Raw genomic sequence first — 22,165 nt, 5'->3', positions numbered from 1 at the left:
CGGCATGACCTCCGCTGCCGGCCACCGCCACACCGCTCCACGTCTGGGTTCATTGGCGCTGCTCATGCTGGCCCTCGCGGGCTGCACAACGGCAGTGCCCGACGGCGGCGTGAGTGGCCTGCAGGCGCTGGCCGCCCCGCAACCGGGCGGCTCGGGCACTTCGCCCCCCGTGCTCATTGCGCGGCCGGGCAAAGACAACAGCGCCGCCGTTGCCGACCTGCTGAAAGGCCCGCTCAGCGCAGAAAGCGCGGTGCGCATTGCACTGCTCAATAACCCCGGCCTGCAACTGTCCCTGGCCGGCGAAGGCGTCAACATCACGGATGCCGTGTCTGCCAGCCCGGCCAAACTCAAGGCCGCGCAAGACATCACCCTGCTGTCAAGCGATACCCGCAAAGCCTGGATCAACGCGGTGGCTGCCGCGCAGACAGCGCGCTTTATGGACGAGGCCAGGGAGAACGCGGAGACCGGCGGCGAGCTGGCGCGCCGCATGGCACGCGCAGGCAACTGGAGCAAGCTGCAGCAGGCCCGCGAACAACTGCTGCTGGCCGAGGCCACGGCGCAATTGGCGCGCGCCCGGCAGGCCGCTTTCAGCGAGCGCGAAAAACTCGTGGTGGTGATGGGCCTGTGGGGCACGCAAGCCGGCTTCACATTGCCCGAGCGGCTGCCCGACCTGCCCCCGAAAGCGGAAGACATGCCGGACATCGAAAGCCGCGTGCTGCAGCAGCGGCTGGACCTGCGCCTGGCGACGGCGCAATGGGCAGGGCAACGCGCCATCCGGCCCCAACCCGGTGCCGACGGCCTGTGGGACACCCTGGGTGATTCGGCACGTGTGCGCGAACTGGCGGTCAGGGCGCGCAGCGAAGCACGCGAGGCTTACCACAGCTACCGCACGGCCTACGACCTGGCACGCCACTACCAGACGGAGGTGATGCCGCTTTACCGCTTCATCCAGGATGAAACGGTACTGCGCTACAACGGTATGCTCACCAGCGTCTTTGACCTGCTGGCCGGCGCCCGCGCGCAGACCCTGGCCGCTGCCGGCACCATCGAGGCGCAACGCGACTTCTGGCTTGCCGAAGCCGACCTTCAGACGGTGCTTGCCGGCGCATCGCCCGGCACGGCCTCGTCCAGGCCTTCCGGCAAAACCGGCGCCGCCACAGCCGCAGCGCACTGAGCGCCCCCCAACACAAGGAATCCCATGAATCGACGAAATTTCTTTAACCGCGCGGCGCTGACAGCGGCAGCTGCCGCGTCCGTCAGCAAGGTGGCGATGGCCGCGCTGCCGGAACCCGTGACGATGAACAAGCCCGATACCGCGCCGCCGCTGGCGCCGCCGAACGGCCGGCCCTACAACCCGGTCGTCACCCTGAATGGATGGACGCTGCCCTGGCGCATGAACAACGGCGTGAAAGAATTCCACCTGGTGGCGGAGCCGGTGGTGCGCGAAATGGCACCGGGCTTCAAGGCCCACATGTGGGGCTACAACGGCCAGAGCCCGGGCCCCACGATTGAGGTCGTCGAGGGCGACCGCGTTCGTATATTCGTCACCAACAAACTGCCCGAGCACACCAGCGTCCACTGGCATGGCCAGCGCCTGCCCAATGGCATGGACGGCGTGGCCGGGCTGAACCAGCCGGCGATCCCGGTGGGCAAGACGTTTGTGTATGAGTTCGCGGCGCGGCGCCCCGGCACATTCATGTACCACCCGCATGCCGACGAAATGACGCAGATGGCCATGGGCATGATGGGTTTCTGGGTCACACACCCCAGGGAAAAACATCCGCTCATCGACGTCGTCGACCGCGACTTCGTGTTCCTGCTCAACGCCTACGACATCGAACCCGGCAGCATGACGCCGAAGATCATGACCATGCTGGACTTCAACCTGTGGAGCTGGAACAGCCGCATCTTCCCCGGCATTGACCCGCTGGTGGTGCGCAGGAACGACAGGGTGCGCATACGTGTGGGCAACCTCACCATGACCAACCACCCGATGCACCTGCACGGGCACGAGTTCACGGTGACCGGCACCGACGGCGGCCCCACGCCGCGGCCGGCCCGCTGGCCGGAAGTGACGACGGATGTTGCCGTGGGCCAGATGCGCCAGTTTGAATTTCTGGCGGACGAGGAAGGCGACTGGGCTTTTCATTGCCACAAAAGCCACCACACCATGAACGCCATGGGTCACGACGTGCCCACCATGATTGGCGTGGACCACCGCGGTCTCGTCAGGAAAATCCAGAAGGCTGTGCCCGACTACATGGTGATGGGCGAACGCGGCATGGCCGATATGGGGGAGATGGAGATGCCGATCCCCGACAACACCGCGCCCATGATGACGGGCAAGGGCCCCTACGGCGGCGTGGAAATGGGCGGCATGTTCAGCGTGCTCAAGGTGCGCGGGGACCAGAAGCCCGGCGAATACAAGGACCCGGGCTGGTACCGGCAGCCGGCCGGCACGCAGGCTTATGAGTGGAAGGGCGCCCTGCCCGACCCGGCCCGCCCCCAGCCTGGCAATCCGGCCGCACCTGCGGGCGGCACTGAAATCAATATCCGCAAACCCCAGGGCCATACCGGCCACTGACCCAGAACCTTGAGGAACACCATGAAAACCCAAAACGCTCTTAAATTGATAGCTGCTTGCGCTTTACTGTCGGGCGCTACAGCCCTGTTTGCCCAACATGGCCAGACGAGGGGTGAAAACCCCGCAGCAAGTCCCTACGCGGGCCAGCAAGCGCGCGGCATCAAAGCCCTGTCGGCGGCACAAACCGCTGACCTTCTGGCCGGCAAAGGCATGGAACAAGCCAAAGCGGCCGAATTGAACGGTTACCCGGGGCCCATGCACGTGCTGGAACTGGCCGGCCCGCTGGCGCTGAGCGCCGCGCAAAAGCAGGCCAGCGAAGCACTGATGAACCAGCACAAGGCCGAGGCCCGCGCGCTGGGCGCCAGGCTGGTGGAGGCCGAGCGTGACCTGGACAGCGCCTTTGCCGGCAGGCAGGTGAACGCGGCACAGGTTGATGCCCTGACCCGGCAGATTGGCCTGCTTCAAGCCCAGTTGCGTGCCTCGCACTTGCATACGCACTTGCAACAGGCAGGTTTATTGACACCGCAGCAGATAAACCTTTACGCGGATTTGCGCGGCTACAGCGATGCGCCGGGCACAGCGGCCGGGCATCCCGGGCACCAACATTGATTTGACTTTGAACTTTTGACTCTTTAACTTCATCCACAAGGACCACACCATGAACCCACTTACCGCCATTCTTGCCGCCGCCGTTGTTGCAGCTTCGGCCGCGCCGGCTTTCGCCCACGGCGATGCTGTCCACAGCCCCAGTGCTGCCCCGGCCCCGAAAGAGCAAAAGCCCTGGGGCATTGCGGGCGATGCCAGCGCAGCCACACGAACCGTCACGCTATCCATGGACGACAACATGCGGTTCACACCCGACAAGCTCTCGTTCAAGCAAGGCGAAACCGTGCGTTTTGAAATCCGCAATCGCGGCAAACTTTTGCATGAACTGGTGATCGGGACCCAAAAGAATCTCGACGAACACGCGGCGATGATGGTGAAGTTTCCGGGCATGGAGCACGACGAGCCCTACATGGCGCACGTGCCGGCGGGCAAGTCGGGCGGGTTGGTCTGGACCTTCAACCGCGCCGGCGAATTCGACTTCGCCTGCCTGATCGCCGGCCACTACCAGGCAGGCATGGTGGGCAAGATCACTGTTGCGGCCCGCTGATCCGTTCACACAAGGAGCACACATGATGCAAAGACGACAACTCATCCAGGTGACGGCCGCGATTGCAAGCGCCTCAGCCCTCACCCCGGCACTGTGGGCCCAGACCCAAGTACCCGTCGAAGTCTGGAAAGACCCTGACTGCGGTTGCTGCAAGGACTGGGTGGCGCACCTGCAGGCCAACGGGTTCCAGGTTCGCATTCACGACAGCGGCAACACGGCGGCGCGGACCCGGCTCGGCATCCCGGAAAAGCTCGGCTCCTGCCACACGGCGGAAGTCAGCCTGGCCGGCAAGCGCTACGCACTGGAAGGCCATGTGCCGGCCCGTGAGATCTACCGCCTGCTCAAAGAGAGCCCGCAGGCCGTAGGCCTGGCCGTTCCCGGCATGCCGGTGGGCTCGCCCGGCATGGATGCGCCGCTTTATGGCGGACGCAAAGACCCGTATGACGTGCTGCTGGTTCACCGCGATGGCAGTACCCGCATTTACCAAAGCTATCACCGCACCTGAAAGGATTCCCCATGAAACGTTTTAACCGCATAGGGGCTGCCCTCTTTGCCGTACTGGCCACGTCGCTTGCCCTGGCGCAGGCGGCCTTGCCGCCGACCGAAGGCGAAGTCCGCAAAGTCGACAAGGAGGCCGGCAAGATCACCCTCAAGCACGGTGAGATCAAGAACCTGGACATGCCCGGCATGACCATGGTGTTCCAGGTCAAGGACCCCGCGATGCTGGAAACCGTGAAAGCCGGGGACAAGGTCAGTTTCACTGTGGACAGGATCAACGGGACCTATACCGTGCTTTCCATCGAACCCCGCAAGTAAGCGCCCACCGGCACGATCGCCAATCCGCTCTCATTTTGATAGCTTCTTGCGCTTGTCCTGATTGGCCTGCAGGCCATTTTTACCAATAGACAAACTTTGCCTGCAGGCCGGCAGCGGCCCCATGCTATGGTTCGGCGCATGCCTAAAACCATTCGCTACACCCTGTTGTCCCTGCGCGATCTGTGGGTCTCCGCCGGCCCGTTCATCCTGCTGGCGGCGGCGCTGCTGGTATTGGCCTATTGGTGGCTGGACCCGAACCCGCCCAAGCGGGTAAGCCTGGCGACCGGCCCGGCGCAAAGCGCCTATGAAGAATTCGGCAAACGCTACGCCAAGGCGCTGGCTCAGGAGGGCATCCAGGTGGTCCTTGTGCCCTCGGAAGGCTCAGCCGCCAACCTGCAGTTGCTGCGCGAAGGCAAGGTGGACGTCGGTTTTGTCCAGGGCGGCACCAGCGACTACACCGCCCAGGATGAAGAAGACCTGTCGTCGCTGGGCAGCCTGTTTGTGGAACCGCTCTGGCTGTTCTACCGGGAAGATGCGGCGCGCAAAGTAGCTGCCGCGGCACGGGCCGCGAAGGCGCCAGGCAGCCGACTCGCCCCAAAGGCAGACTCCGCGGATACGGGCGAAGACGCCAGCCTCACATCGCTCACGCAATTGCAGGGCCTGCGCGTCAACCTGGGAACGCCAGGCAGCGGCGTCCCAAGCCTGATGGCGAAACTGTTCGACAGCAACCGCATCGATCCCGCTACGATGAAAGTGTCGAGACTGGAGCAGACGCCCGCGACCGTGGCCTTTCTGGGCGGGGAACTGGACGCGATTGTGTTCGCGTCCGCCCCGGAGTCGCTGATGGTGCAGATGCTGCTGCAAACCCCCGGCGTCAAGCTCATGAATTTTGCCCAGAGCGAAGCCTATTCGCGGCGCTTTGCATTTTTGACGCCGACCCGCCTGCCACGCGGCGTGGTGGATCTGGCGAGCAATATTCCGCCCGATGACGTACGGCTGGTCGCATCGACCACCTCACTTATCACGCGCTCCGGTATTCATCCCGCGCTGCAGCAGCTGCTGGCCCAGGCCGGCAACGACATCCATGGCGGGGCCGGCTGGTTCAAAAGCGCCCGCGAATACCCGAACCGCGACAACAGCGAATTGCCCATTGCCAAGGAGGCCGAGCGCGCCATCAAGAACGGCACCCCCGTACTGCAGCGCTACCTGCCCTTCTGGGTGGCCAACCTGGTCGAGCGGATGTGGCTGGCGATGGGCATCATCATCGCCATCATGCTGCCGCTGTCGCGCATCATCCCGCCGCTGTATGCCTTTCGTGTGCGTTCACGCATCTTCCGCTGGTACGGCCAACTGCGCGACATCGAAAACCGCGTGGAAATCTCCGGGGAAAACAGTGGCAACGCGGCCTTGCTGGAAGAACTCAACAACCTGGAAAGCCGCGCCGAAAAAATCACGGTGCCGCTGTCCTATACCGACGAGTTGTATGCGCTGCGCAGCAACATCCACCTGGTCCGCAAAAAACTGCAACGGCTTTAGAGCCGGTCGCGCCGCAAAGAGGCGCGCGGCACCTTAAAAGGGCAATGAAAAGCCCGATTCAGGGCAATTGCCGGGGCCACGCGGTTCTTTAACCCTAAAGTAAACCCCTGTGTCGGCATAGCAATTGCTCTGCTAGTATCGTCCGACACTTTTCTTTGGCCAATGCTTGCTTTTATTCTGCGCCGCCTGATCCAGGCCGTGATCGTGATGGTCGTGGTCGCCTTGATTGCCTTCATGCTCTTTCAGTATGTCGGTGACCCGGTGGTGTTCCTTCTGGGGCAGGACGCCACACCGGCGCAGATCCGGCAACTGCGCACCGACCTCGGGCTGGACCGGCCTTTTATCGTCCAGTTCTGGCATTTCCTGGTCAACGCCGCGCAGGGCGAATTCGGCTTGAGCCTGCGACAGGGCGCCAAGGTATCGCGCCTGATTTCCGAACGTTTTCCCGCGACGCTGGAGCTTGCGCTGGTGGCGGCCGTTTTGGCCTTGCTCATCGGTATCCCGATGGGCGTCTATTCGGCGCTGCGCCGCGGCTCGTTCCTGAGCCAGGTGTTCATGACGGTGTCACTGCTGGGTGTTTCATTGCCCACTTTCCTGATCGGTATCCTGCTGATCCTGGTGTTCGCCGTGGGCCTGGGCTGGTTCCCGAGCTTTGGCCGTGGCGAGACAGTGCAGATCGGCTGGTGGAGCACAGGCCTCTTCAAGGCCGACGGCTGGCACCACATCGTCCTGCCGGCCGTGACGCTGGCGGTCTTTCAGCTCACGTTGATCATGCGGCTGGTGCGCGCCGAAATGCTGGAGGTATTGCGCACCGACTACATCAAGTTCGCACGGGCGCGCGGCCTGCCCGACCGGGCCATCCATTTCGGCCATGCCTTGCGCAACACGCTGGTGCCGGTAATGACCATTACCGGTCTGCAACTGGGCGGGTTGATCGCCTTTGCCATCATCACCGAAACCGTCTTTCAATGGCCCGGCATGGGCCTGCTGTTCATCCAGGCGGTGACCTTTGCCGACATCCCCGTCATGGCCGCTTACCTGTGCCTGATTGCGCTGATTTTTGTGGCCATCAACCTGGTCGTCGACCTGCTGTATTTCGCAGTGGACCCCCGGCTTCGCGTCGGCAATGCCGCGGGCCACTGATGGCGCAGGCCGCACCCCTTTATTTCATTTTTTACACCCGCAAGTCCCCATCCCTTTCACAAGGAGTTCCTGATGAAATTCAAGTCCAATCTGCTTTCAGCCGCTGTGCTGTGCGGCCTCACGGCCACAAGTTTTATCGCTTCGGCGCAAACCCTGCGAGTCGCCAACCAGGGCGATTCTTTGTCGATGGATCCGCACTCGCTGAACGAATCGCTTCAGCTCAGCGTGACGGGCAATGCCTATGAAGGCCTGGTCATCCGCAACAAGGACCTGAGCCTGGCGCCTGGCCTGGCGACCTCGTGGAAACAGACATCACCTTCCGTATGGCGCTTCGAACTGCGCAAGGGCGTGCAGTTTCACGACGGCACGCCGTTCACCGCCGATGACGTGGTGTTCAGCTTTAACCGCACCCAGGCCGACGGCTCGGACATGAAGAGCTACACCAACGACTTCAAGGAAGTGCGCAAGATCAACGACCATGTGGTTGAGATCGAAACCAAAACACCCTTTCCCATCTTGCCCGACGTGATCACGCTGGTTTACATCATGAGCAAGAAATGGTGCGAAACCAACCAGGCGACCAAACCGGTGGACCGCCGTAAAGGCATTGAAAACGCCGCGTCCTTCCGTGCCAACGGCACCGGCCCTTACCGGGTACGGGAGCGTCAACCCAATGTGCGCACCACCTTTGTCCGCAACGGCACCTACTGGGGCAAGATTGAAGGCAACGTTCAGGAGGTGGTCTTCACCCCCATCGGCAACGACGCCACGCGCGTGGCAGCCTTGCTGTCCGGTGAAGTCGACGTGATGGAGCCCGTGCCGGTGCAGGATATTGACCGTGTCAACAGCAACGCCGCAACCCGTGTTCTGGCCGGACCAGAGCTGCGCACCATTTTCCTGGGCATGGACCAAAAGCGCGACGAACTCCTGTATTCCAGCGTGAAGGGCAAAAACCCGTTCAAGGACAAGCGCGTGCGCCAGGCCTTCTATCAGGCCATCGACATCGAAAGCATCAAGAAAACCGTGATGCGCGGCGGCTCCAACCCGACAGCGCTGCTGATTGGCCCCGGTATCAACGGCTTCCAGGCCGACCAGAACAAGCGCTTGCCCTACGACCCTGAAGCCGCCAAAAAACTGATGGCAGATGCCGGCTATGCGAGTGGTTTTGAAGTGTCCATGAACTGTCCGAATGACCGTTATGTGAACGACAGCCGGATTTGCCAGGCTGTGGCAGCCAATCTTTCACGCATCAACGTCAAGATCAACCTCCAGGCTGAAACCAAAGGCACCTATTTCCCCAAGATTTTGCGTCGCGACACCAGCTTTTACATGCTGGGCTGGACACCCGGCACTTATGACGCCCACAACGCCATGAATGCCCTGGTCGCCTGTGTCGACGACAAGGGCGCTGGCCAGTTCAATCTGGGCGCATATTGCAATCCGAAGTTTGACGAACTGACCAGGAAGGTCCAATCCGAAACCGACAAGACCAAGCGCAATGCGATGATCAAGGAAGCGTTCGACATCCACGGGGCCGACATCGGCCACATACCGCTGCACCAGCAGTCGCTGGCCTGGGGCATGAACAAGAAGGTGGAACTGGTCCAGATGGCCGACAACTTCATGTTCTTCAAGTGGATAACTGTGAAGAAGTAAACACCCCCCTGTTGCCTTTTCGCTGCGCGTAGCGGCCTCTCCCCTGCAGGGGACAACAGCAGCGGCATGGCAAGCCGGTTCCGCGCTGAAGGTAACCTCCCCCCTGTTGCCTTTTCGCTTCGCGTAACGGCCTCTCCCCTGCAGGGGACAACAGCGGCGGCCCGGCAAAGCCGGCTCCGCGCTGTTGCTGGCACAGGACTCGCTTTACTCGACCCTAGTTAATACGGACTACGCATTCTTTTGATGACAAAAACTCTTGCGCGCTGGTTTGACAGCGATGTGGTCCACAGTTTTCGCACCTCGCCGGTTGCGATGCTTGCGGCGGCCATTGCGCTGGTCTGCGTTTTCTGTTCGGTGTTTGCCGGCTGGGTGGCCCCGCATGACCCGTTCAACCTCAGCACACTGGAGCTCAGCGATGCGCGCCTGCCCCCGGCCTGGAGCGCGCAGGGCAGTTCGAAATACCTGCTGGGCACCGATGACCAGGGGCGGGACATTTTATCGGCGCTGATGTATGGCGCGCGCATTTCACTGATAGTGGGCGTGGCCTCTGTCATCCTCTCCATGCTGGCTGGCGTGTCGCTGGGCTTGCTCGCGGGCTTTCGCGGCGGCTGGATCGACGCGGCCCTGATGCGCGTATGCGATGTGATGTCATCTTTTCCGCCAATCCTGGTCGCGCTGCTGATCGCCGGTGTGGGCCGCGCGGTGTTTCCTGACGCGAGTCAGCTCCTCGCCATGGGCGTGCTGATTCTGTCGATCTCGATGGGGCAGGCGGGCTGGGTGCAATACGCGCGCACGGTACGCGGATCAACCATGGTGGAACGCAGCAAGGAATATGTACAGGCCGCACGCGTCACCGGTGTCTCGCCGTTGCGCATCATGCGGCGCCATGTGCTGCCCAATGTGATGGGGCCTGTACTGGTGCTTGCCACCATCCAGGTGGCGACCGCCATCATCACCGAAGCCACGCTGTCCTTCCTGGGCGTGGGCGCGCCGCCCACCTCACCCTCGCTGGGTACGTTGATCCGTGTCGGCAACGACTACCTGTTCTCGGGCGAGTGGTGGATCACCGTGTTCCCGGGCCTGATGCTGGTGTTGATTGCGCTGAGCGTGAATCTGCTCGGTGACTGGTTGCGTGATGCCCTCAATCCCCGTCTAAGGTAGGCCGAAAAATGAATGCCCCCACGCTTGTCATTACGTGTACTAAGCTGCCCCCCGAGGGAGCGCATTTTTCCTTGGGGCGGCCCGGCGGAAAAACCTTACTCATCGCTCACTTCGTGAGCTGAACCGTCAATGAGTCTTTTACAAATCAAGAACCTGGTGGTCGAGTTTCCCGGCCGGCGTGGCACGCTGCGTGCGCTGGACGACATCTCGTTTGACATCGCCCCTGGCGAAATCCTTGGCGTGGTCGGTGAATCGGGCGCGGGCAAGTCGCTGACCGGGGCGGCCATCATCGGCCTGCTGGAGCCGCCCGGGCGCGTGGCGGGCGGCCAGATCCTGCTCGAGGGCGAGCGCATCGACAACCTGCCCCACGAACGCATGCGTCACATCCGGGGGCGCAAGATAGGCGCGATCTTCCAGGATCCGCTGACCTCGCTGAATCCGCTCTACACCATAGGCCGGCAATTGGTGGAAACCATCCAGGCTCATTTGCCCGTCAGCACGCAGGAAGCCCGGGCGCGCGCCATCGAACTGCTGGATGACACCGGCATTCCCGCAGCCGCCCAGCGCATAGACCACTACCCGCATCAGTTCTCGGGCGGTATGCGCCAGCGCGTGGTAATCGCCCTGGCGCTGGCGGCCGAGCCCAAGCTCATCGTGGCCGACGAACCGACCACCGCGCTTGACGTATCGATCCAGGCACAAATCATCACCCTGCTCAAAAATATCTGCCGGCAGCGCGGCGCCGCCGTCATGCTGATCACCCACGACATGGGCGTGATCGCCGAAACCTGTGACCGTGTGGCCGTGATGTATGCCGGGCGGATCGCCGAGATAGGCCCAGTGCACCAGGTGATCAACCACCCCTCGCATCCCTACACGGCGGGCCTGATGGCCGCGATTCCCGACATTACCGTGGAGCGTGAGCGCCTGTATCAGATCGACGGCGCCATGCCGCGCCTGAACGCCATCCCACAGGGATGCGCCTTCAATCCGCGCTGCCCCAAGGCCTTTGAACGCTGCCGCCAGGACAGGCCGGACCTGATGCCGGCCGGCGCCACGCGGGCGGCGTGCTGGTTGCATGACGCGCATGCGGGGGTGGCCGCATGAGCGACATCCTGAATGCCGAAGTATTGCAAAACGCAGCAAAGGTTGGGGAACCGCTGGTCCAGGCGCACGACCTGGCCAAGACTTTCGATGTGTCGCCGCCCTGGCTCAACCGCGTGCTGGAGCGCAAGCCCCGCCTGCTGCTCAAGGCCGTCGACGGCGTAAGCTTCGACATCGAGAGAGGCAAGACGCTGGCACTGGTCGGCGAATCGGGCTGCGGCAAAAGCACCGTCGCCCGCCTGCTAGTGGGTCTCTATGAGCCGACGCGCGGTGGATTGACCTTTGACGGCCAGGATGCGCATTCCGCTTTCAAGACACCCCAGGGCCGGCAATTGCGCAGGCGCATCCAGATGATTTTTCAGGACCCCTATGCCAGCCTGAACCCGCGCTGGACGGTGGAGGACATCATCGCAGAACCGTTGCACGAGCACGGCATCCTGAGTGACAGCGCAGCACTCAAGGAACGCGTGGACGAACTGCTGAGGTCGGTGGGCCTGTCTGCGCTGGACAAGCCCAAGTATCCACATCAATTCTCGGGTGGGCAGCGCCAGCGCATATCGATCGCGCGCGCACTGGCCACGGAGCCCGAGTTCCTGGTCTGCGACGAACCGACCTCGGCGCTGGACGTGAGCGTGCAGGCGCAGGTGCTCAACATCATGAAGGACCTGCAACGAAAGCGCGGCCTGACTTACCTCTTCATCTCGCACAACCTCGCAGTGGTGCGCCACGTCAGCGACCACGTCGGCGTGATGTACCTGGGCCGCGTCGTGGAACTGGCCGACAAGCACAGCCTGTTCGGCACACCGCGCCATCCCTACACACGCATGCTGCTGGATGCCATCCCCAAGATGCACGACACCGGCCGCGCCCGCACCCCTGTGTCGGGCGAAGTGCCCAATCCGCTGAACCCGCCCACCGGCTGCACCTTCCACCCACGTTGCCCGCATGCCAACGAGCGTTGCCGCAGCGAACGGCCGGAGTTTCTGCAGCTCGAAGGCGTTCGTGTGGCCTGCCATGCGGTTGAAGAGGGCCGAATTTAGGGAACAAATACCAGGAACCCAGGCACGGCCATGCAAAGCGGAACCGGCTTGGTTAATATGTACTCTCAGGGGACACCGCCATGAAAATCATTGAATCCATCCTGGCCGGGGCGGCCGACATCGCTGCCGTGCGCCGCGACATCCACGCCCATCCCGAACTGTGCTTCCAGGAAGTACGCACTGCCGACGTGGTCGCGCAAAAGCTCGAATCCTGGGGCATCCCGATTCACCGCGGCATGGGCACCACCGGCGTGGTGGGTATCGTGCACGGCCGCGACGGCGGCGCTTGTGGCCGGGCCGTGGGGCTGCGCGCCGACACGGACGCGCTGCCCATGCAGGAGTTCAACAAATTCCCCCATGCCAGCACGCGGCAGGGCAAGATGCACGCCTGCGGCCATGATGGCCACACCGCGATGCTGCTGGCCGCGGCACGCCACCTCTCGCAGAACCGAGACTTTGACGGCACGGTCTACCTGATCTTCCAGCCGGCCGAGGAAGGCGGCGGCGGCGCGCGCGAGATGATCAAGGACGGCCTCTTTGAAAAATTCCCCGTCGAAGCGGTCTTTGGCATGCACAACTGGCCGGGCGCGCCTGTCGGCACTTTCGCGGTCAGCGCGGGGCCAGTGATGGCATCAAGCAACGAGTTCAAGATCACCATACGCGGCAAGGGCAGCCACGCCGCGATGCCGCACTTCGGCATCGACCCTGTGCCTATCGCCTGCCAGATGGTGCAGGGCTTCCAGACCATCATCAGCCGCAACAAAAAACCGGTTGATGCGGGCGTCATCTCGGTGACCATGATTCACGCCGGAGAAGCGACCAACGTGGTGCCAGACTTCTGCGAGTTGCAGGGCACAGTGCGCACGTTCAGCATTGAAGTGCTGGACATGATTGAAAAGCGCATGAAGGAAGTGGCCGAACACACCTGTGCCGCGTTTGAAGCACGCTGCGAATTCGAGTTCACGCGCAACTACCCGCCCACGGTCAACAGCGCCGCCGAGGCCGACTTCGCACGCCGGGTGATGAGCGACATCGTGGGGCCGGCCAACGTGCTGCCGCAGGAGCCCACCATGGGCGCCGAAGACTTCGCCTACATGCTGCAAGCCAAACCCGGCGCCTACTGTTTCATTTCCAACGGAGACGGCGCGCACCGCGACATGGGCCACGGCGAAGGGCCCTGCACGCTGCACAACCCGAGCTACGACTTCAACGACGACCTGATCCCCCTGGGTGGCACCTACTGGGTCCAGCTGGCTACGCGCTGGCTGGGCACGGTTCCTGAGGTGCGCCCCTGACAACGCCAACAACACCATGAACACACACGCGGCTTTTTCAGCCAGTTATGCGGCTGCGCGCGCCAAATTCCTCGAGGCGGCTCGCGCCGCCGGCATGGCGCTTCGCGCCTATGAACACCCGCTGAAGGGCCGCGACGGCGAAACCCTCGCGATGGATGTGGCCCTGGACGGCTCACCTGACGCAAACAAGCTCTTTATCGTCAGCAGCGCTTGCCACGGCGTGGAAGGCTACTGTGGCTCGGGTGTGCAGGTGTATGCCGCACAGGACGCCGAATGGCGCGCCAAGGCCCGCGCGGGCGGTGTGGCAGTGCTCTACATTCACGCGATCAATCCCCACGGCTTTTCCCATGCACGGCGCACCACGCACGAAAACGTGGACTTGAACCGCAACTTCCATGACTTCGGCCAGCCCTTGCCTGTCAATGAGGCTTACCGCGAGCTCCACGATTTGCTGCTACCCGCGCGGTGGCCCCCTACAAGCGAAAACCAGGCCGCCATTGCGGCCTACATTGACACCCGTGGTGTGGCACGTTACCAGGCGGCCGTGTCGCAAGGCCAGCACGAATACGCCGATGGCATGTTTTTCGGCGGGACGGAGCCAACGTGGAGCAATCGCACCTTGCGCGAAGTGCTGCAAACATTCGGGCAACGGGCTAAACGCATCGCCTGGATGGACCTGCACACAGGACTGGGCCCCAGCGGGATTGGTGAGCGCATTTTTGCCTGCGACAACGATCCCATAGCCCTGGCACGCGCGCGCGCCTGGTGGGACGGCGGCGGCGCCACCCCCGTCACCTCGTTCTACGACGGCTCCTCCAGCTCGGCGCACCTGACGGGTTTGATGTGGGCGTCGGTTCCCGACGAATGCCCACAGGCCGAATACACCGGCATGGCCATGGAATACGGTACGGTGCCCATTCTGGACGTCATTGCCGCCCTGCGTGCCGATCACTGGCTGCACAAGCATCCTGAGATGCCCGCGGAGCAACAGGCGACGATCAAGCGGCAGATGATGAACGCGTTTTATGTCGACACGGACGAATGGCGCTCGCAAATCTTGGCTCAGGCGCGCCAGGCCATGTTCCAGACCGTGAGCGGACTGAACACCCCCTGAACCAGGGCCGCATAATGACTCGGGTGCAGCCATTGCAGCAGCCCTCTTTTCAACCCGAGCACGAAAGCCGCGCCATGCCGTCCGACGCCGATCTGCAACTCCAGCTCAAGCAGCTGCAACAGCAATATCAGGGGTTAGAGGCCGACTACCGGAATTTGCAGCTTGAAAAGCAAAAGCAGGAGACATCCGCCAACCTGTGGCTGGAACAGCGAACCCGCGAACTTCAGGTCGAAGCGCTGGAGCAAAAAAAAGCCGAAACCCTGCAACGGGTTTTTTACCGCATTGCCGAGCGTGCAGCAGCAGATCTCTCTTTCTACGATTTCCTGCAGTCGGTTCACGGCTTGCTGGGAGAGCTGCTGTATGCCAAAAATTGCTATGTGTGTCTGTACGACGCGCAGAAACACCGAAAGGATTTCCCCTATTACGTGGACGAGCGCGATGGCGATGCGCTGCAACTGAGCAATGTGCCGTACCGCAGGGGTCTGACCGAATTCGTCCTGAGTACCGGTAAGCCGCAAATTATTGACGCCATGCGCCTGAAGGTACTGGAAGCCGCCGGTGATGTGACGGAAGGCAGTGGCGACATGACTTTCAGTTCCTGGCTGGGCGTGCCCATGCACATACGCGGCACCATAGGCGGCGTACTCGCAGTGCAGGGCTATGAACCGGGCGTGGCCTACAGCGACACCGATGCCGACATCCTGTCCTTTGTCGCCAACCACGTCAGCAGTGCGATTGAACGCTATCAGGCGCTGGATGAATTGCGTAAATCGGAAGAGCGCTACCGCACGGTGATTGAAAACGTCGGTGTCGGCGTGGTGGTTGTGCAGGACGGCCGCATGGTATTTGCCAACCCCAGCCTGGAGCGCATCGTGGGCCATCCGCGGGAGTACCTGCTGTCCCAGCCCTACACCGCGACCGTCCACCCCGACGACCTGCCGGTGATGCGCGAGCGCCACGAGCGTCGCCTGCGGGGCGACGAGGTCGACTCGATGTACGGTTTTCGCGTGATCACCCAGGCTGGCGAAGTTCGTTCGCTGGAGCTCTCCGCCGTGCAGATCGAATGGGGCAAGCGCGAGGCGACCCTGATCTTCGTGGTAGATGCGACGGCCCGCTTGCAGGCCGAACTGACGCAGCGCCAGACCCTGCAGCGGCAAACCGAGCTCAATGACATGAAGTCGCGCTTCATCTCGGTGGCGTCGCATGAATTCCGCACGCCGCTGGCCTTTATCCTGTCGTCCGCCGAACTCCTCAAGCACTACGGCGACCGCCTGCCCGAGCCCGAAAAAGCCGACGTCATCGCCACCATAGAAACCGGCGTACAACGCATGACCCAGATGCTGGACCGCGTGCTGCTGCTGGGCAAGGTGGAGGCCCAAATGCTGGCGTTCCAGCCGGCAGAGATCAATCTGCAACTGCTTTGCCAGAACCTGGTGGAAGATGCGCGCATCCAGTATTCAGAGGCGGGCTGCGAGCTGATCCTGGAATTCGGGGCCCGGCCGGAGATCGGGATTTTTGATGAAAAGCTGCTGCGCCATATCTTCGGCAACCTGCTGTCCAACGCCATCAAGTATTCGCCGCAAGGCGGAAAAGTCTCTTTTCGCGTGTTTTCGTTGGAGGGACGTGTGGCCTTTGAGGTGGCGGACCAGGGCATAGGCATTCCGGCCGAAGAGCTTCCCCACCTTTTCGAATGGTTCCACCGGGCCAGCAATGTCGGCGAAATCCAGGGCACGGGCCTGGGGCTGGCCATCGTCAAAAATTCGGTCGACCTGCACGGCGGCCACATCAACGTAACCAGCGTCGTGGGCCAGGGCACGCGCTTTACCGTCACGATTTGAGTCGCGGAACCTGGCCAAACCAGCCAGCGCATCGGGCAGATTGGGGAAACCGGGGTAAGGCTATAAGATGGATACCAGCCCGGCACTGCGACAGAGCCTGCCGGGTAGCTCAGGGAAATCAGCCCCGCCCACGATGAAATGCGGGGACTTCAATGCGAAAGAAAAATGGCGCGCATTCTGGTGATTGAAGATGAATCCCATATCCGGGACAACCTGCTGCGCTTTGTCCGGCTGGAGGGCCACGAAGGCCTGGCAGCGGCAGACGGCCATGCCGGCCTGCAAGTGGCCAGAGAGCAGCAGCCGGACCTGATTTTTTGCGATGTGATGATGCCGCTGATGAACGGCATGGAGGTTCTGGCCGCGCTGCAATCGGAACCTGCCCTCAAGCAGGTGCCCTTTGTGTTCCTGTCGGCCAGCGCGGAGTCAGAGCGGCTGGAGGAAGCCTTGCGCCTGGGTGCCAGCGGCTACGTGACCAAGCCCTTTAATTTCGCGCAGCTGCACGCGGTGCTCAAGCAGCACTTGCCCAAATAAGGCCTCAGCGTTATAGGCCCAGCGCCTTCCAGCCCGTGTGGCCCAGCTTTTCGAGCGTCTGGATGTTCTGCTCAAAGATAGCCTCAGCCTCGGGAAACGCCTCCACGGCCCGTTCCACGCTTTCCTCGCGCAGCAAATGCAGGATGGCAAAGGGTGCGCGGTTCGTGTAGTTGCCAATGTCGCCGGGCTCGGTGCCATCGAACTGGAACTGCGGGTGAAAGCTGGCCAGCTGGATCACACCTTCGAGGCCATGCTCATCCACCACGCCTTCGGCGATTTCCAGGAAATCGTTGAAGTCCAGGAAGTCGTCAAACAGCGTGGGGTGAATCAGCAGCGTGGTGTCGACCTCTTCGGCCGGCGTCGCCGCCAGCAGATCCAGTTCGCGGTCCAGTTCTTCGAGCAGGCCGTCCGCATGGCGGGCCCGGCTCACCACCAGGCGCACCTGGTTCTTGACATAGACCGCCTTGGCGAACGGGCACAGGTTGAGCCCGATCACGGCTTTTTCGAGCCACAAGCGGGTTTTGTCCAGAACCTCCTGGTCTGTCATGACTGCGTCCAGGCTTAGTGCAGGGCCTTAAAGCGCACACGCTTCGGTTTGGCGCCCTCTTCACCCAAGCGTTTCTTCTTGTCGGCTTCGTACTCCTGGTAATTGCCGTTGAAGAAAGTCCACTGGCTGTCGCCTTCGGCGGCCAGGATGTGGGTGGCGATACGGTCCAGAAACCAGCGGTCATGGCTGATCACCAGCACGGAGCCGGCGAATTCCAGCAGCGCGTCTTCCAGCGCGCGCAGGGTTTCCACATCCAAATCGTTTGAGGGTTCGTCAAGCATCAGCACGTTGCCGCCCGCGATCAGGGTCTTGGCCAGGTGCAGGCGCCCGCGCTCTCCGCCCGACAGCATGCCGACGCGTTTTTGCTGGTCTGCACCGTTGAAGTTGAAACGGCCAGCGTAGGCCCGGCTGGGCATGGTGAACTTGCCGACGGTCAGCATGTCCAGTCCGCCCGAGATGTCTTCCCAGACGGTTTTTTCATTGGCCAGATCATCGCGGTGCTGGTCGACGAAAGCCATGCGCGCGGTCTTGCCGATGGCGACTTCGCCGCTGTCGGGCGTTTCCTTGCCGGCGATCAGCTTGAACAACGTGGACTTGCCTGCGCCGTTCGGGCCGATGATGCCGACGATGGCGCCTGCGGGCACCTGGAAGCTGAGGTTGTCGATCAGCAGGCGGTCACCGAAGGATTTACTGACATTCTTGAATTCGATGACTTCATTGCCCAGGCGCTCGGCCACAGGGATGAAGATTTCCTGGGTTTCGTTGCGTTGCTGGTATTCGAAGTCGGAGAGTTCCTCAAAACGGGCCAGGCGCGACTTGCTCTTGGCCTGGCGCGCCTTGGGGTTCTGGCGTGACCATTCGAGTTCCTTCTTCAGGGCCTTGGCGCGGGCTTCCTCACCCTTTTGCTCCTGTGCCAGGCGCTCGCCCTTCTGGTCCAGCCAGCTGCTGTAGTTGCCCTTCCAGGGGATACCGTGGCCGCGGTCCAGCTCCAGGATCCACTCGGCGGCGTTGTCCAGGAAGTAGCGATCGTGGGTGATGGCCACCACGGTGCCCGAAAAGCGCTGCAGGAACTGCTCCAGCCAGTCCACCGATTCGGCATCCAGGTGATTGGTGGGTTCGTCAAGCAGCAGCATGTCGGGCCGGGACAGCAGTAAGCTGCACAAGGCCACGCGGCGTTTTTCGCCGCCCGAGAGCACACCGATCTTGGCGTCCCAGGGCGGCAGGCGCAGCGCGTCGGCGGCGATTTCAAGCTGGTGCTCGGAATCGGTGCCGGCGGTGGCGATGATGGCTTCCAGGCGGGCCTGCTCGGCGGCCAGCGCATCGAAGTCGGCATCGGGCTCCCCGTAAGCCGTGTACACAGCTTCGAGCTGGGCCTTGGCGGCGAATACCGCGCCCATGCCGGCTTCCACGCTTTCGCGTACCGTGTGCTCGGGGTCCAGCTTGGGTTCCTGCGGCAGGTAGCCGATGTTCAGGCCCGGCATGGGAGTGGCTTCGCCCTCGATTTCCGTGTCCAGGCCGGCCATGATCTTGAGCAGCGTGGACTTGCCGGAACCGTTGGTGCCCAGCACGCCGATCTTGGCGCCCGGGAAGAAGCTGAGCGACACCTCTTTAAGGATATGGCGCTTGGGCGGCACGATTTTGCCGACCTTGTTCATAGTAAATACGTACTGAGCCATCAGGATTAACTTTGGTAAAAATGAAAACAATGCAGGAAAACGGGCTGCTTGCCGCCTGTACATGCTATTTCTACAGGCTGTCAGCAGGCTTTCTTGCGGGCTGGAACGACACGCCGCGCCTGGGCGCAAACGCCTTTTGGCAAAGCGTGTTTTATGCGTGAATGCCTCCATTATCGTTGCTGTGCGACAATACAGGCGTTGCTGGCTCCAGTTGCCTTCAACATTTGGGCACATCCGGGTACCGCTTCAAGTGGCTGCTTACGATGTAAAACGTAATGTTTAGGGCCCACTTTCTGACCCCATCTGCCTTTGACTGGCGGGTTTGCCTTTCAACAAGGCACCCAACAGGCCGATCTAAAGCGCCACACAGGCGCAACATCATGACATTTGAAGAATTGAATCTGGCTCCGGCCATTCTGAAGGCCGTGCTCGAGCAGGGCTACGACACCCCCACCCCCATCCAGACCCAGGCGATCCCCGCCGTGCTCAAAGGCGTGGACCTGCTGGGCGGCGCCCAGACCGGCACCGGCAAGACCGCAGCTTTCACGCTGCCCCTGCTGCAGCGCCTTTCCACCGAAGCGCGCCTGACCAACCGCCGCGGCGTCAACGCCGTACGCGCCCTGATCATGACCCCCACCCGCGAGCTCGCGGCCCAGGTCGAAGAAAGCGTCCGCACCTACGGCAAATACACCGACCTCACCTCCATGGTGATGTTCGGCGGCGTCGGTATGGGCGCCCAGATTGAAAAACTGCGCCGCGGCGTCGATATCCTGGTCGCCACTCCCGGCCGCCTGCTGGACCACGCGAGCCAGGGCACGCTGGACCTGAGCCAGGTACAGATCCTGGTGCTCGACGAAGCCGACCGCATGCTGGACATGGGCTTTATCCACGACATCAAAAAAGTGTTGGCCCTGGTGCCCAAGCAAAAACAATCGCTGCTGTTCAGCGCGACCTTCAGCGATGAAATCCGCGAGCTCGCCAACGGCCTGCTGAAGAACCCCGAATCCATCCAGGTCACGCCGCGCAACACCACGGTGCAGCGCATCACGCAGACCATCCATCCCGTCGGGCGAGCCAAGAAAAAAGCGCTGCTGACCCACATCATCAACGAGCACAACTGGAGCCAGGTGCTGGTGTTCACCCGCACCAAGTTCGGCGCCAACAACGTGGCCGAACACCTGACCAAAAACGGCATCCCCGCGATGGCGCTGCACGGCAACAAGAGCCAGACCGCCCGCACCCAGGCCCTGGCCGATTTCAAGAGCGGAACGATTCGCGCCCTGGTGGCCACTGACATCGCCGCCCGCGGCATCGACATCGACGAGTTGCCGCACGTGGTGAACTACGAAATCCCGAACGTGAGCGAAGACTACGTGCACCGCATCGGCCGCACCGGCCGCGCCGGGAACAGCGGCGAAGCCGTCAGCCTGGTCTGCCTCGATGAAGAAGGCTTCATGCAGGACATCGAGCGCTTCACCAAGCAGAACATCGAAAAAATCGTGGTCCCCGGCTTTGAAGCCGAAGCCGGCGAGCGCGCCGAGCCGCTGGCCATGGGTCGCCAGACCATCTGGGGTGGCCTGGGCAAGCCGCCAAGCCGCGACGTGATGCAGGCTGCCGCCAAAGCAGCCCGTACTGAAATGATGCAGCGCATTCGCGACACCAAGGGCGCACAGCCCGCGCGGGGTGCAGGTGGCGGTAACGGCGGCGGCAATGGCGGCGCGCGCGGACGCGGTCCCGCAGGCGGCGGCAACGGTGGTGGCGGTAACGGCGGCGGCAGCGGCCGCGGTCCCCGCACACCCAACCCCGGCCAGCCACGACAGGCTTCGGGCTACTCACAGAACGGCCAGCCGCCACGCCAGCAGGCGCAGCGCCCGCCGCGCGACGACCAGCAGCCACGCGCACCCCGCAGCGAGCCGAGGGAGCCGCGCAACGACTTTGACAACCAGCAACCCGCCAGCCACGCCTCCTCGGGTTTCCCGTCCTCCGGCCAGCCCACGGGCGGCAACCGCGGCAACTACCGGGGCGGCAACCGCTCTGGTGGTGGTAATGGCGGCGGTGGTGGCGGCGGCGGCCGGGGCAACGGGCCCCGCCGGCCTGGCGGTCCCGGCTCGTTTACCGGCCGCTAAGCGCTAACGGCGGCGATCCCACTGCGTGGGTGCCGCCATGCAACTGTCCGGCGCGGCATAAGGCTGCAAAAGGCCAATTCCGCACCTCAGGCTCAAGCTGCTTTCAGCTGCTTGGCCGGATTGCTCAGTTTGGGCAAACGGCGCCGCGAACCGAGCACCAGCTCGATATCCTCGTGCGCGCCGTCAATCAGCACCAGAATGGCTTTTTCGGCCTTGGCCGGGTTGCGCGCGATCACCGCATCCAGCACCGCCCGGTGCAGCGGCAGGGAGCGCTTGGGCCCGTCCTTGCGGATGGTCGAAATTTCAAAGCTGGTGCGCAGCAAGGCACTGAGCGCCTTGCTCATCTGGACCAGCATGCGGTTGTGCGCGGCACGCAGCAGGCCCTGGTGAAAACGCAGGTCGTAGGTGACGTAGTCGCCGCCGCCTTCCACGGCGCGCTTCATACCGGCATAGGCATCCTCGATCCCGGCGATCTCTTCCGCGGTGGCCCGCTCGGCGGCCATGCGCACGGCGGCTGGTTCCACCAGGCGCCGCAGTTCCAGCAGGTCACGTAAAAATTCGGGCGTGATGCCGGCCTTGGCCTTCCAGGCGATGACGTCGGGATCGAACCAGTTCCAGTGCTCCTCGGTCAGCACGCGGGTGCCCACTTTGGGCCCGGTGGTAACCAGCCCCTTGGCGATCAGTGACTTGACCGCTTCGCGCACCACCGTGCGGCTCACGCCCAGTTCCTCGCAAAGCACCGGCTCCGGCGGCATGGACATGCCGGCGGTATAACGGCCCGCGACGATGGCTTCCCCGATGTGGTCAACCGTGTTGCCGTGGACGTTTTTCATGGTGGCCATGGG

Annotated in this window: 20 protein-coding genes; 17 read left to right on the top strand and 3 right to left on the bottom strand. The window is 62.8% G+C overall.

Going from position 1 to position 22,165, the window contains the following annotated elements:
- Window positions 1-4: 4 nt before the first annotated feature.
- The 16 genes from AC1DWQ_RS21375 (at window position 5) to AC1DWQ_RS21300 (ending at window position 16,971) form a co-directional block, all read left to right on the top strand.
- A complete protein-coding gene (locus AC1DWQ_RS21375; RefSeq protein ID WP_477671442.1) occupies window positions 5-1,174 on the top strand; it encodes a TolC family protein in 1,170 nt (389 codons plus the stop codon).
- A gap of 24 nt (window positions 1,175-1,198) precedes the next feature.
- Window positions 1,199-2,584, top strand: a complete 1,386-nt coding sequence (locus AC1DWQ_RS21370; RefSeq protein WP_477671441.1) for a multicopper oxidase family protein — start codon at window positions 1,199-1,201, stop codon at window positions 2,582-2,584.
- A gap of 21 nt (window positions 2,585-2,605) precedes the next feature.
- The gene (locus AC1DWQ_RS21365; RefSeq protein ID WP_457279238.1) at window positions 2,606-3,193 is read left to right on the top strand and encodes a Spy/CpxP family protein refolding chaperone; all 588 of its coding nucleotides are present in this window, start codon (window positions 2,606-2,608) and stop codon (window positions 3,191-3,193) included.
- Between the two features lie 49 nt (window positions 3,194-3,242).
- The gene (locus AC1DWQ_RS21360; RefSeq protein ID WP_477671440.1) at window positions 3,243-3,737 is read left to right on the top strand and encodes a cupredoxin domain-containing protein; all 495 of its coding nucleotides are present in this window, start codon (window positions 3,243-3,245) and stop codon (window positions 3,735-3,737) included.
- Window positions 3,738-3,759: 22 nt separating this feature from the next.
- Window positions 3,760-4,242, top strand: coding sequence for a DUF411 domain-containing protein (locus AC1DWQ_RS21355; protein ID WP_477671439.1), 483 nt, complete (start codon window positions 3,760-3,762; stop codon window positions 4,240-4,242).
- 11 nt (window positions 4,243-4,253) lie between these two features.
- Window positions 4,254-4,553: a copper-binding protein gene (locus tag AC1DWQ_RS21350; protein WP_477671438.1), complete on the top strand. Its 300-nt coding sequence runs from the start codon at window positions 4,254-4,256 to the stop codon at window positions 4,551-4,553.
- A gap of 138 nt (window positions 4,554-4,691) precedes the next feature.
- Window positions 4,692-6,089, top strand: coding sequence for a TAXI family TRAP transporter solute-binding subunit (locus AC1DWQ_RS21345; protein WP_477671437.1), 1,398 nt, complete (start codon window positions 4,692-4,694; stop codon window positions 6,087-6,089).
- Window positions 6,090-6,251: 162 nt separating this feature from the next.
- Window positions 6,252-7,232: an ABC transporter permease gene (locus AC1DWQ_RS21340; RefSeq protein ID WP_477671436.1), complete on the top strand. Its 981-nt coding sequence runs from the start codon at window positions 6,252-6,254 to the stop codon at window positions 7,230-7,232.
- A 72-nt stretch (window positions 7,233-7,304) separates the two neighbouring features.
- A complete protein-coding gene (locus tag AC1DWQ_RS21335; protein ID WP_477671435.1) occupies window positions 7,305-8,888 on the top strand; it encodes an ABC transporter substrate-binding protein in 1,584 nt (527 codons plus the stop codon).
- Window positions 8,889-9,131: 243 nt separating this feature from the next.
- Window positions 9,132-10,049, top strand: a complete 918-nt coding sequence (locus AC1DWQ_RS21330) for an ABC transporter permease (protein WP_477671434.1) — start codon at window positions 9,132-9,134, stop codon at window positions 10,047-10,049.
- Window positions 10,050-10,178: 129 nt separating this feature from the next.
- Complete coding sequence (locus AC1DWQ_RS21325) at window positions 10,179-11,156, top strand: ABC transporter ATP-binding protein (protein ID WP_477671433.1); 978 nt, start codon at window positions 10,179-10,181, stop codon at window positions 11,154-11,156.
- A complete protein-coding gene (locus AC1DWQ_RS21320; RefSeq protein WP_477671432.1) occupies window positions 11,153-12,193 on the top strand; it encodes an ABC transporter ATP-binding protein in 1,041 nt (346 codons plus the stop codon). Before AC1DWQ_RS21325 ends, AC1DWQ_RS21320 begins: the two co-directional genes overlap by 4 nt.
- A gap of 80 nt (window positions 12,194-12,273) precedes the next feature.
- Entirely contained in the window at window positions 12,274-13,488 is a 1,215-nt protein-coding gene (locus AC1DWQ_RS21315; RefSeq protein ID WP_477671431.1) for a M20 aminoacylase family protein, read from the top strand.
- 16 nt (window positions 13,489-13,504) lie between these two features.
- Window positions 13,505-14,602, top strand: coding sequence for a M14 family metallopeptidase (locus AC1DWQ_RS21310; RefSeq protein WP_477671430.1), 1,098 nt, complete (start codon window positions 13,505-13,507; stop codon window positions 14,600-14,602).
- 14 nt (window positions 14,603-14,616) lie between these two features.
- Complete coding sequence (locus AC1DWQ_RS21305; protein ID WP_477671429.1) at window positions 14,617-16,440, top strand: sensor histidine kinase; 1,824 nt, start codon at window positions 14,617-14,619, stop codon at window positions 16,438-16,440.
- A 165-nt stretch (window positions 16,441-16,605) separates the two neighbouring features.
- Complete coding sequence (locus AC1DWQ_RS21300; protein WP_477671428.1) at window positions 16,606-16,971, top strand: response regulator transcription factor; 366 nt, start codon at window positions 16,606-16,608, stop codon at window positions 16,969-16,971.
- A 10-nt stretch (window positions 16,972-16,981) separates the two neighbouring features.
- Here the strand turns inward: AC1DWQ_RS21300 and AC1DWQ_RS21295 are convergent, their stop codons facing one another.
- Window positions 16,982-17,518: a DUF1415 domain-containing protein gene (locus AC1DWQ_RS21295; RefSeq protein WP_477671427.1), complete on the bottom strand. Its 537-nt coding sequence runs from the start codon at window positions 17,516-17,518 to the stop codon at window positions 16,982-16,984.
- 14 nt (window positions 17,519-17,532) lie between these two features.
- Window positions 17,533-19,194, bottom strand: coding sequence for an energy-dependent translational throttle protein EttA (ettA, locus tag AC1DWQ_RS21290; protein WP_457279253.1), 1,662 nt, complete (start codon window positions 19,192-19,194; stop codon window positions 17,533-17,535).
- Between the two features lie 380 nt (window positions 19,195-19,574).
- On the opposite strand from ettA, the gene AC1DWQ_RS21285 reads away from it, so the two are divergent.
- Window positions 19,575-21,320, top strand: coding sequence for a DEAD/DEAH box helicase (locus tag AC1DWQ_RS21285; protein WP_477671426.1), 1,746 nt, complete (start codon window positions 19,575-19,577; stop codon window positions 21,318-21,320).
- Between the two features lie 92 nt (window positions 21,321-21,412).
- On the opposite strand, the gene AC1DWQ_RS21280 is transcribed toward AC1DWQ_RS21285, so the two are convergent.
- On the bottom strand, window positions 21,413-22,162 hold the full coding sequence (locus tag AC1DWQ_RS21280; protein WP_477657613.1) for a FadR/GntR family transcriptional regulator: 750 nt from the start codon (window positions 22,160-22,162) through the stop codon (window positions 21,413-21,415).
- Window positions 22,163-22,165: the final 3 nt, after the last annotated feature.

The sequence above is a fragment of the Polaromonas sp. P2_G11 genome, from assembly GCF_056403595.1.
Note: the sequence above shows the minus strand (reverse complement) of the source record. Positions and strands in the feature narration are given on the sequence as shown.